Raw genomic sequence first — 11,114 nt, 5'->3', positions numbered from 1 at the left:
CTGCCTTTCACAATCAATATGTGGTATAGTAAAAAAAGTCTGCCATAGGAAAATTCAGGCATACATACCTGCCGCCTCAGGGGACATGACAAGTGTATTGATCTCTTTTTTGTATTTTTCAATGCTTTTGAGGACATCATCGGTGGTCAGGGTTTCGGTTTCTATATTTATTAAGTCCGAGCGGGTTATGACATCAGGCATCTGTTTGCGCAATTTGACGATTTTGTTAAACACGCAGGCATTTACTATCCCTTTAACGTCAGCACCGGTTAGTCCTTTGCTGGCCTTTGCCAGCTTCTCATAATCCATTCCTTCCTCCAGGTTGCGTCCACTTAGGTGTATATGATAGATATCCTGTAGGGCCTTTTCATCAGGGAGGGGCACCTCCATTTTCAAATCAAATCTTCCCGGGCGCAGGAATGCCGGATCGATATGGTTGGGACGGTTTGTAGCACCCATAATGATCACTCCCTTTGTACTTTCGATCCCATCCATTTCCTGCAAAAGAAGGGATACTATCCTTACTGTAACCTCATGTGAAGTGTCTCTCTGGGGCATTAATGCATCAATTTCATCAATAAAAATTACCGAAGGGCTGCTAGATTTTGCTTTTTCGAAAAGGGCATTCAAGTTTTTCTCTGATTCTCCGTACCATTTGGAAAGTATATCTGAACCATTTATGGAATAGAAGTTTGCATCGAGTTCTTTTGCAGCAGCCTTTGAAAGCATGGTCTTCCCGGTGCCAGGCGGGCCATATAACAGAATTCCACGAGGTAGTTCTGCCCTGTAAACCTCATATATTTTAGGAAAACGTATTCCCAGGTCGATTAGCATTAGTTGCTCTTTTGCTTCCTTGCATCCCCCTACATCTTCAAAATCTATATCCAAAAATTCGCGAGGTATGACTTCGAATTTCCCTTCTTCTCCTGTTTTTTCTCCTTCCTTTTCTTCAAACGAATGGGGTTTATATTCAGGTTCTCTTTGGGGCATTGGCACAAGGGATAGATCACTTTCTCCCTCGCCGGCTTCATATCCACAGTTTACAAGTGTCTCGAGTATTTTCAGGAATACGGGAATGTTTTCTTTTAATTCGGCAGGGTCAAGAATTGAGGTTGAGGATATTTTGAATGTCTTTTTGGTATAACTGAGTATGTAGAGATTTTTGTTTTCCTTGCTGAATATGCGTAAACTTTTTTTTGTGCCTTCGATTGAGTATTTAGCTACTGGAAGTTCTCTTTTTAATAATTCGATGGTTTTTTCAGCACTTGCTTGCTCCCCGAGCACAACTCTTCCGTATATATCATAAAGTTCATCGTTGAAAGAATTTGGAGACACAAGGACAGCTGAAATTTCATAAATCTCATCCCTTGTATGCAGGGGAGAAAGTAATGAAACAACACTTTCTTCGTTGATTGAGAAAAATAGGTTATTATAATCCTTCATGTTCAGGACATCACTGTTTATCTTAAAAGGCATATTTCAAAGTTTGATTTCCGTATTTTAAAAAGGTTGCGCCATTTAGATGGTGGTTTTTCTGATGGTGTTTTATGAATTGAGAGGCCTTTTCCTCATTTAGCAGGAATAAATATAACTAATATTAAACTCAAATTTATATTGATGTTTATTGAGAGGTGACTACTATGAAGAAATTTATAACTATTCTAATGGCCCTATTTATCTTTTCCATGTCTGCAGGTGCCACGATTGTTGATGACATGAAAAGTGAGGTGGATGAATACAATGCCAATTCGGATAATGTCCCCTCTTCCCTGAAAGGCATGCTGGGGAATGAGCGTATTCATGTCATAGTAGATATGAACAATGGTTCAACCCTGAATCTCAAAGTAGTAACAAGCGATGCCAGTATAGTTGAGTTTGGGGAACTGGAAGATGGTGAAGAATTTGGACCGACTCTTATTGTTAACACTAATGAAAACACTGCAAGGTCTATAATTGATTCTCCTTCCCCTGCACAGTTTTTTCTGGATGCTTATGACAGAGGGAATATTGAGATAACTTCTCCAAGCTTTACAAAAAATGTATCTCTTTCAGTGGGCAAATTTGTGTTGAAGGTGTCCCAGTGGCTGGGATTCTACTGATATAATTCCCTGTCTATATTTCTTTTTTATTTTTACTGTCTGCCTTTTCCACCAGAAACTACATAAAAGTTCATGCATAATTAGTTACAATTCTACTTATTGCATGTATGCTATTACTGGCATATTTTTGACCCGTATGGCCAATCAGACTTATCAATAAGAGGACATGAAGAGGTATTCTATGAAAGTTAAAATAACGGAAACAATTCTGAGGGATGCGCACCAGTCGCTTCTTGCGACAAGGATGCGCACGAGGAGTATGTTGCCTATTATTGAAGAACTGGATGAAATTGGATATTATTCTCTCGAGATGTGGGGAGGAGCAACTTTTGATTCCTGCATCAGGTACCTCAATGAAGACCCCTGGGAAAGGCTGCGTGAACTTAAAAACCATATGAATAACACATATGCCCAGATGCTTCTGAGAGGACAGAATCTTGTCGGATACAGGCATTATTCCGATGATGTGGTTGAAAAGTTCGTGACCAAGGCCTATGAAAACGGAATTGATATCTTCCGTATATTCGATGCTGTTAATGATATACGTAACATGGAAAAGTCAATTACCGTTGCAAAAGGACTGGGAGCCCACGTACAGGGTACTATCAGTTACACCACAAGCCCGGTTCACACCGTTGAAAAGTATGTGGATTTTGCTAATGAGCTGGCTGCTATGGATTGTGATTCGATTTGTATCAAAGATATGGCAGGCCTTTTGACACCGCATGAAGCCAAAGAACTGGTTAGTTCTCTAAAAAAGGAAGTTGGACTGCCTGTAGATCTGCACTGCCACTGTACATCAGGCATGGCTCCTATGACTTACATGGCGGCATGTGATGCAGGTGTAGATATACTGGATACTGCCCTGTCTCCCTTTGCCTGGGGTACTTCCCAGCCTCCCACAGAATCCGTGGTGGCTGCACTGCAAGGAACACCTTATGATACAGGTCTGGATCTTGGACAACTTGCCGGAGTAAGCCGTTATTTCAAGGATATCAAGTCCAAATACAGCGGGGAAATCAATCCAATATCCGAGCAGATTGATACCAATGTACTATTGTATCAGATTCCGGGAGGTATGCTTTCCAACCTTGTATCCCAGTTGAAGGAGCAGAACGCTCTTGACAGGTATGATGATGTACTGGAAGAGATGCCCAAAGTCAGGGCTGAACTTGGATATCCACCTCTTGTAACACCTACAAGTCAGATCGTGGGATCACAGGCTGTCCTTAACGTTCTCATGGGGGAGCGGTACAAAGTTATTCCCAAGGAAGTCAAGGATTACGTGCGAGGTCTCTATGGCCGTTCACCATCACCTATCAGTGATGATATCATTGCAATGATAATTGGTGAAGAAGATCCAATCGATGTAAGGCCGGCCGACCTGCTTGAACCTGAATACGATAAAAGGAAAAAAGAAGCCGAAGAAATGGGTCTTGTCAAAAAGGAAGAAGACATATTGACATATATCCTGTATCCTTCCATCGCTCCGAAATTCCTGCGTGGTGAGTCCAGAGAAGAAAAACTTGCACCTGCCAAACAAACTGCATCACCACCTCTGTCTCAGGTTTCCATACCTACCAGATTCAAGGTGGAAGTGGATAATGAAGTATTTGAGGTACAGGTAGAACCAATAGATGGTAGTGTTGTTGCAGTCGAGGAAAGCAGCCCAAAGACTCCTTCTGCTTCAGCATCTTCTTCTGGTGCTGTAACCTGTCATATGCAGGGTATGGTACTCTCAGTTGACGTCAACGTTGGAGATAATGTTGAAGAGGGAGAGAAAATTGGTGTCATTGAAGCAATGAAAATGGAAAATGCCATCAATTCACCGCATGGTGGTGTGGTGAAGGAAATCCTTGTTGCTGAAGGTGATTCCGTGGCAACAGATGATGTGATTATGATCATTGAGTGATTTAGCCGGAGGTATTCGATGTTTAAGAAAATACTGATTGCAAACCGAGGTGAGATCGCGATCAGGGTAATGAGGGCCTGCAAGGAACTTGATGTGTCCACGGTTGCGGTGTATTCCGAAGCCGATAGCAATGCCCTTTTTACCAAATATGCGGACGAGGCGTACTGCATAGGTCCACCCCCTTCTTCCAGGAGTTATCTGAATATAGATGCAATTATCGATGTGGCCAAAAAAGCAGGGGCAGAAGCAATTCATCCGGGGTATGGTTTCCTTTCGGAGAATTCGAAATTTGCCAGTGCCTGTGAAGAAGCAGGCATCAGGTTTATCGGTCCATCGAGTGAAGTTATAGAAAAGATGGGTAGTAAGATCACTGCCCGTTCGGCAATGATCGAGGCCGGTGTACCGGTGGTTCCCGGTGATGGAAGAGCTGTTGAGGATGATGCCACGGCAATTGAAATAGGTGAATCCATCGGATACCCTTTGATGGTGAAAGCTTCGGCCGGTGGTGGTGGTATAGGCATGAAAGTTGTTTATACTCCAGAAGAGCTGACCCGGGCACTTTCATCCATACGTAATGTTGCAGCTTCTACATTTGGTGATTCAACCGTCTTCATTGAAAAATATCTTGAAGAACCACGCCACATTGAAATACAGATATTGGCTGACTCTCATGGCAATTGTCTATATCTCGGTGACCGTGAATGTTCCATTCAGAGAAGACACCAGAAATTGATTGAAGAAGCCCCCTCTCCCATAATGACTCCTGAACTTCGCAAGGATATGGGTGAGGCTGCTGTAAAAGCTGCCAAAACAATAGGATATGTAAATGCCGGTACTGTTGAATTCCTGTATTCAAAGGGTGATTATTATTTCCTTGAAGTAAACACACGTTTGCAGGTAGAACATGGAGTTACGGAGCTTGTTACAGGCATTGATATAGTAAAGCAGCAGTTGCGTGTTGCCTGTGATGAAAAATTACCCTTTACCCAGGATGATATTGAGATCAGAGGCTCGGCTATTGAATGCCGTATCAATGCCGAAGATCCGTTGAATGATTTCGCCCCTTCGCCCGGTAAGATACGCAGGTATCGTTCGGCAGGTGGCCCCGGTGTGAGGGTGGACAGTGGTGTCCATATGGGTTATGTTATTCCTCCCTTTTATGATTCAATGATCTCCAAACTCTGTGTATGGGGATGTGATCGTGAGGAAGCCATTGCACGTATGAAAAGAGCCCTCTATGAATATGTGGTTGTAGGGGTTAAAACCAACATTCCTTTCCACAGAACGGTTTTGTCCATTGATGCATTCGTAAAAGGGGAGCTAACAACACACTTTATTGATGACCACAATGTGCTTTCAGCTTTAGAAAAGGTTGCTGTATCTGATAGTGAAAGATGTGCAACTCTTTCTTCTGCTCTTGAGGATCGCAACAAGAAGATTGCTGCAATCAGCACTGCAGTTGGTTCATATATGAATGCTGCAAAAAGGCATGATATGAAAGGCTCAGATGAATGACGACAGATAACTTTTTTTATCTGTCGCTCTTTCTTTATTACGGGGAGTTTTGTGGAGAATAAAAAGATTGAATTGATACGTCTTCTTTCTCAGACAGAGGGCAAGCCTATTTCCGGGGAACAGATTGGCAGGAAACTGGAAATTTCCAGGACAATGGTCTGGAAATACATTCAGTCGCTTCAAAGCCAGGGGTATTCAATCATCTCATCGCCTGGTAAAGGCTATATTTTAAACTCGGTTCCTGATTCTCTTTTGCCAGAACTTGTGCAAGCAGGTCTTGAAACAGATATTTTAGGTAAGGACATCCAGCATTTTATGGAACTTGAGTCCACCAACGATTATGCAAAGACAATTGCAGGAGATGCAAAAGAAGGCACGGTTGTAATTGCGGAAGTCCAGAAAAAAGGACGTGGGAGAAGAGGGTTTGATTGGGTATCTCCTCAAGGGGGGATATGGATGTCTATAGTTCTTAAGCCATCGATAGCTCCTGCGGATGCTTCAAGATTGACTCTTGTGGGTGGGCTTGCTGTGATTGATTCCCTGAAAGCAATCGGTCTTAACCCGTCTCTGAAATGGCCAAACGATGTGCTTGTCAACGGCAAAAAGATTTGTGGAATACTTACAGAAATGGAAGCTGAAATAGATCGGGTTGAATATATTGTCCTGGGTCTGGGAATTAATTTAAACTTTAATACCGATATGTTGCCGAAGGAAATCCGGGATGGTTCCACAACCATAAGTGATGAGCTTGGTACCTATGTGGGTAGGCTTGAATTTGTCCACTCTTTACTTTATAATCTGGAACAGTATTATATCCATTTCAAGACACAACCCTTTGAGGAATTAATGGAAAGATGGATAGATTCTTCGGATACTATTGGTAGAAACGTACGTATTGTCACTCCTTCTAAAATGATGAAGGGCAGAGCAATTGGGATAACCCCCTCCGGAGGTTTGCTTTTGCAGAAAAATGATGGTTCAACCGAAGAAATTATGTCTGGCCGCTGCATCTACATCTGACGGGGATTGTGATGAAGGACATTCCGTATTTTAAAATTTTTTATTTTTTTATACTATGTAGTATTCTTTTATGTGGTGTGGTAACTGCCGGGGATTCGGAAGTAATTCTCAATGGGACTTCCGTGTATGTCAAAGCTGGAGAGAGTTTCGATTTTGAGCAGGATTATTCTCTGCATGTCAAGTATGTCAATCCCGAAAGTGAAAGGGTATGGGTGTCCCTTTCATTGAATGATGAAAGTGTAGCGGATTCCATTCTGGGTAGGGATGAGGTATTTATCTACTCCAGTAATTCATCAACGGTATTCAATATTACAATGGATAGGATATATTATGGTTCCAGTGGTGAGCTGGTAACTTTTGAACCGGTTTATCAATATGTAGATCACAGATATCCTTATAATCCGGATGATGAAAAGATGCAGAATAAGGTGCCAAATACATCTGAAAATGAATCTAAAAAGCAGGGAGTGCCTTTTTTAAATCCGACACTCCTGATTCTGTTTGCACTTCTGTTGCCCTATGTTTATGAACACAGGTAATTTTAGAGTTTGATATCTCCTTTATCCATAAGGACTCTCAGTTCTTCAAGACTGAGTTTGCCGGTCTTTTCAAATTTTTCTTTTGCGGCGACGTGCTGATCACTCTTTTTTTGTTCGTCTTTATGGGTCTGTATATCATTCAATCTATCAAGATAGATGCTCAGTTCATCTCTCAAATTAGATATTTTTGTTTTGAGAGGATCTATCTTTTCACGGGTAGGAGCAATTACCTGATAGGTTTCTTTGATCTGTGAATGGAATTTATCCGCTTCTTTACGGATTTCATCGACCTGGTTATATAACTTTATCATATTCAAATGATGTTGCTGGGATTTTTCTGCAAGTTGTTTTATTTCCTTTGAAACATCTCTTTCCTCATCACCAATATCCCTGGTATTTTCATAAATATTGATGACCTGTTTGTGGAAATGATTGGCAGCTTTTGCTGCTTCAAGACGCTTTTCCAGTTCGTTGAGTTTTTCAAAAAGATTTTGCTCGTGCTTCAGGGGGATGTCAGCGTTGAGAAATTTATCAAGGTCTTCAGCATAGGCTTTAGAAAGGGTTTCCAAACTCCCCTTTGATTGTTCGTTATACTGATCACGCTTTTTTTTGAGATCATTTATGTCTTTTACGACCTTATTCCTTTCACCAGCAACTTCATTCCTTCTGGATTTCAAATCAGCTATCTTCTTGTTGATATCATCACGTTGCGTTTTTTCTTCCCGTGCCTTTTTTGCAAGTTCCCTGACCTTTGCATTGAGCTCATTCCTTTTCTCTTTGAGTTCATCAATATTAGTTTTATGAAGTTTGAGCTCTTTGAAAACTCCTTTTAAGCTCTTTTCATGCTGGGATATCTCTTTCCTGTAATTATTTACAGTATCTTTAAGTTCGCGTTCTGTCATTGAAGATACATCTTTCATGCAACATCCCCCTCAATCGCTTTTTTTTGGTTTTTCCAGTACTCAAGTGCTTCTTTATGGCTTTTGATCCTTCTTTCCAACCAATTATACCTGGGTTTTTTTTCACCAAGTTCTTTATGGATCTGGTCCAGGTTTTCCTCTTTTTCCATGGATCTTTTCAGGGATTCTATTTCGGAGGAAGCTTTTGAGGCTTCTTGTATGCGGGCTTCTATCTGGCTGGTATATTCACGTGTGTTATCGTTTTCAAGTTTGGCTATTTTTCCCAGCACATCTTGAATAATTTTTTCTTCATTTTCCAGCTGCCTTGTCCTTTTTAACTCCTCTATGTCATCATTTGTGGAGTGCATAATCCGATTATCAAGTTCTTCAGGACAGGTGGTGAACATCTCCCCCAGCAGATTATTTGCCTGATGATACAATTGCTGTTTTTTCTCTTTGAGTACTTCTAAACGGTTTTTCTCTTCTTCTCTTTTCTTTATAGAGTTGCTTATTGTATCCTCGAGTTTTTTCACTTCATCCTCAAGTTTACTGTACTCAGCATTGTACTCATTCAGAAACTTCTGGTGTTTTTCAATCACACCTTTCACCAATCCTTCTTTTCCAGGGAAGGGTGAATTTTCTTCAACTGCACTCTCATTCATCTTAAAAACCTTTCGTAATCTTATATTCTGTATAATTGCGCATGTGGCACGCCATTAATAGTAATTATTGATTCAGGATCGATCATTCTGCATTCAAGGGCACATTCAATTGTTTTCTTGCCAAACAGGTTAGCACTGGTTGCCCTTCCAAGTGCAGATTGCACTTGTTTTTCAGATACTATGTCCCCTTTATAGAAACTTTCTGTTATTTCGACAACAACATCTCCCTGATTCAATTTTTGCCCGATTAATTCCTGGTCACAGGCAGCAACGATCAGTCTGTCTCTGGTTCGGTGTTCTTTGAGGTACATATATATTTCCTCATACCAATCTTATATGTTTTTTATCAGGTGCCAGCAAATCACCCGTTCGTTTCATTTTCTGAATAAGCTCCTCTGCATGTTCCCTATCTATATTTTCAGCTGAGGCTTCTTCATAGACTTCATCTAAAGGTGCTTTACTGCCGGCATGTTTCTGACTTACATGCTTTATAATATCCTGAAGTATGTGTATCTTGTCACGCTGGCTTTTACTCGTACCGGAAGCTATAACATCCACATCAAGAGCTCCGGTGTCAGGGTCAACTCCAACCTGTTTCATACAGGCAAGGGAAATTTTTGTGGTCCGTTTTGCATCCTCAAGGGACACAGTGTTGCTAAGCCTGATTCGAGCGCTGGCTTCAGCAAGCCTGACCAGTGCTTCCAGCTGTCTTGCAGTGACAGGTACCGGAGAATCCTTATTTTCTCCCATCTTACGTAGATCGAGATAGAAATTGACCAGATGTTGCCTTGCATCTTCTTCCATAATGGGGTAGACCATTCTGCGTGCGTAGGCAACGTATTTGCGCAATAATTCCGTCTCGATTTCAGGTAGGATAACCTTTTGGTGAGAATCAACCTTTTCCTGTGTTATTGTTGAGGTGGGTAATTTGTCCCATTGTTCATAGAGTTCTCCGGCATAATGGGATTTCAGAATGTGGTTTGCGATACTGGTATCCATTTTTGTATCAGGTACATCAAGCAGGACGAAAATCAGGTCAAACCTGGATACAAGGGCTGGGGGCATATTGATCTGTTCTGCAAGTCCTTCGTATCTGTCAAAACGCCCGTATTTGGGGTTTGCCGCTCCTAACAGGGCACAACGTGATTTTAGTGTTGCCAGGATGCCGGCTTTTGCCACAGAGATTGTCTGTTGTTCCATTGCCTCATGGAGCGCACTTTTGTCTTCCCTGCTCATTTTATCCATTTCGTCCACTGCGGCAATTCCCATATCTGCCATAACCAGAGCACCTGCTTCCAGTGTCCAGCGGCCGTCTCCCAGATCATCCTTTACCGCTGCTGCAGTAAGTCCGCTTGATGAGGCACTCTTACCTGAAGCAAACACACCTCTTGGGGATAATTTCACCATGTATCTGAGTAATTGACTTTTTGCAATACCGGGATCTCCTACAAGCAACAGGTGGATGTCTCCCCTTATACGTCCGCCGTCGGGCAGGGACTTTGGGACTCCTGAGAATAGCTGTAAAGTGAGCGCTTCTTTGATATTCTCATAACCATAAATTGAAGGCGCTATGGATTTTATAATTTTATTATATATCTGTGGGTCATTGCTAAGTTCTATTATTTCGTCTTCTTCTTCCGGAGATATATCCAGCTCATCAAATTCCTGATCCAGGTATTCTATGGAATTGCAGTGTAAGACAAGATCGTAAAATGTGGATTTCCCTTCGCGTGTGGTTCGCTGGTGGGACCTGAGGATGCCGTTTACTACTACACGGTCACCTGGTTTCACAATGCCGGCCAGTTCATCTTCGGCATCGACATCAATACTCTGGGGCTGACTTCCTCCCTTGAGACTTTCGGGGGATTCCTGTACCTGAAGCTTCTGGGCATCGATGAAATTGGATTTATCAATGAGAAGTTTGAATGGCCCTCTTTTGCCGCAACTCTCTTCTTCACATTCGCCGGGTTCCACGAATTTTGGTCCGCTCTGGGGTATATAATTTACTGTTTCACACCTCATACAGTAAAATGCCGCATTGGTAATCTTTGGACGTACTTCGGTTGCCTTGCGGACCATTCCTTCAACTGCAATGAACTTGAGAAGATGATTGCTCCTGAGGTCACGTATCGTGACCTTGTTTGGAATGCTGGTAAACTGGATGTGTGCATCATCCAGTTGTTTCTCAACAGGGAGCTCAATTTGTTTAAGAGCTTCTTCAGCCGAGGGGATAACCTCATCCGGCGTTTGTAATAATTCTTCGGAAAGTTCCCTGTCGAATTGTTCCAGATCTGTAAAATTTACTTCTATACTTCGTAATTCCGGGTATTCGTTGGCAAGTTTAAGTATATCATGCCAGCAATATCGTTTAAGAAAATCCCGGAATTTATTTTCCCATTTTTCTTCCGTCATTAATATCAGTGCATACCAGATTTGACTTCGGATTATAAAAACTTACAAGCTTTATC

10 protein-coding genes are annotated in these 11,114 nt (G+C 41.8%); 5 read left to right on the top strand and 5 right to left on the bottom strand.

Features of this window, described 5'->3' with window-relative positions:
• Window positions 1–54: 54 nt before the first annotated feature.
• Window positions 55–1,476, bottom strand: a complete 1,422-nt coding sequence (locus CI957_RS05815) for a 26S protease regulatory subunit (RefSeq protein WP_128754437.1) — start codon at window positions 1,474–1,476, stop codon at window positions 55–57.
• A gap of 164 nt (window positions 1,477–1,640) precedes the next feature.
• Here CI957_RS05815 and CI957_RS05810 point away from each other — a divergent pair, with 164 nt between their 5' ends.
• The 5 genes from CI957_RS05810 to CI957_RS05790 all read left to right on the top strand — a co-directional run bounded on the left by CI957_RS05810 (window position 1,641) and on the right by CI957_RS05790 (window position 7,085).
• Window positions 1,641–2,099 (top strand): hypothetical protein, encoded by a 459-nt coding sequence (locus CI957_RS05810; protein ID WP_128754436.1) that lies wholly within the window; start codon window positions 1,641–1,643, stop codon window positions 2,097–2,099.
• Window positions 2,100–2,280: 181 nt separating this feature from the next.
• The gene (oadA, locus tag CI957_RS05805) at window positions 2,281–4,011 is read left to right on the top strand and encodes a sodium-extruding oxaloacetate decarboxylase subunit alpha (RefSeq protein ID WP_128754435.1); all 1,731 of its coding nucleotides are present in this window, start codon (window positions 2,281–2,283) and stop codon (window positions 4,009–4,011) included.
• An 18-nt stretch (window positions 4,012–4,029) separates the two neighbouring features.
• Window positions 4,030–5,526 (top strand): acetyl-CoA carboxylase biotin carboxylase subunit, encoded by a 1,497-nt coding sequence (locus CI957_RS05800; protein ID WP_128754434.1) that lies wholly within the window; start codon window positions 4,030–4,032, stop codon window positions 5,524–5,526.
• Window positions 5,527–5,577: 51 nt separating this feature from the next.
• Window positions 5,578–6,546 carry a biotin--[acetyl-CoA-carboxylase] ligase gene (locus tag CI957_RS05795; RefSeq protein WP_128754433.1) on the top strand — a complete coding sequence of 323 codons (969 nt, stop codon included), beginning with the start codon at window positions 5,578–5,580 and terminating at the stop codon, window positions 6,544–6,546.
• Window positions 6,547–6,623: 77 nt separating this feature from the next.
• Window positions 6,624–7,085: an S-layer protein domain-containing protein gene (locus CI957_RS05790; protein WP_164909041.1), complete on the top strand. Its 462-nt coding sequence runs from the start codon at window positions 6,624–6,626 to the stop codon at window positions 7,083–7,085.
• Window positions 7,086–7,087: 2 nt separating this feature from the next.
• Here the strand turns inward: CI957_RS05790 and CI957_RS05785 are convergent, their stop codons facing one another.
• From CI957_RS05785 to CI957_RS05770, 4 genes are read right to left on the bottom strand one after another with little or no spacing between them, the layout of a single operon-like run.
• The gene (locus CI957_RS05785; RefSeq protein WP_128754432.1) at window positions 7,088–8,005 is read right to left on the bottom strand and encodes a coiled-coil protein; all 918 of its coding nucleotides are present in this window, start codon (window positions 8,003–8,005) and stop codon (window positions 7,088–7,090) included.
• Window positions 8,002–8,646, bottom strand: a complete 645-nt coding sequence (locus tag CI957_RS05780; protein ID WP_128754431.1) for a hypothetical protein — start codon at window positions 8,644–8,646, stop codon at window positions 8,002–8,004. The genes CI957_RS05785 and CI957_RS05780 overlap by 4 nt, the downstream gene beginning before the upstream one ends.
• Before the next feature lie 20 nt (window positions 8,647–8,666).
• On the bottom strand, window positions 8,667–8,957 hold the full coding sequence (locus tag CI957_RS05775) for a DUF424 domain-containing protein (RefSeq protein WP_128754430.1): 291 nt from the start codon (window positions 8,955–8,957) through the stop codon (window positions 8,667–8,669).
• A 10-nt stretch (window positions 8,958–8,967) separates the two neighbouring features.
• Window positions 8,968–11,058: a minichromosome maintenance protein MCM gene (locus tag CI957_RS05770; protein ID WP_206631046.1), complete on the bottom strand. Its 2,091-nt coding sequence runs from the start codon at window positions 11,056–11,058 to the stop codon at window positions 8,968–8,970.
• Window positions 11,059–11,114: the final 56 nt, after the last annotated feature.

The sequence above is a fragment of the Methanohalophilus sp. WG1-DM genome (assembly GCF_004104135.1).
Classification (GTDB): Archaea; Halobacteriota; Methanosarcinia; order Methanosarcinales; family Methanosarcinaceae; genus Methanohalophilus; species Methanohalophilus euhalobius.
Note: the sequence above shows the minus strand (reverse complement) of the source record. Positions and strands in the feature narration are given on the sequence as shown.

Excerpts from the sequence above, each read along its gene's own strand:
- CI957_RS05815 (WP_128754437.1), bottom strand. The coding sequence starts at position 1,476 with ATGCCTTTTAAGATAAACAGTGATGTCCTGAACATGAAGGATTATAAT.
- CI957_RS05810 (WP_128754436.1), top strand. The coding sequence starts at position 1,641 with ATGAAGAAATTTATAACTATTCTAATGGCCCTATTTATCTTTTCCATG.
- oadA (WP_128754435.1), top strand. The coding sequence starts at position 2,281 with ATGAAAGTTAAAATAACGGAAACAATTCTGAGGGATGCGCACCAGTCG.
- CI957_RS05800 (WP_128754434.1), top strand. The coding sequence starts at position 4,030 with ATGTTTAAGAAAATACTGATTGCAAACCGAGGTGAGATCGCGATCAGG.
- CI957_RS05785 (WP_128754432.1), bottom strand. The coding sequence starts at position 8,005 with ATGAAAGATGTATCTTCAATGACAGAACGCGAACTTAAAGATACTGTA.
- CI957_RS05780 (WP_128754431.1), bottom strand. The coding sequence starts at position 8,646 with ATGAATGAGAGTGCAGTTGAAGAAAATTCACCCTTCCCTGGAAAAGAA.
- CI957_RS05775 (WP_128754430.1), bottom strand. The coding sequence starts at position 8,957 with ATGTACCTCAAAGAACACCGAACCAGAGACAGACTGATCGTTGCTGCC.
- CI957_RS05770 (WP_206631046.1), bottom strand. The coding sequence starts at position 11,058 with ATGACGGAAGAAAAATGGGAAAATAAATTCCGGGATTTTCTTAAACGA.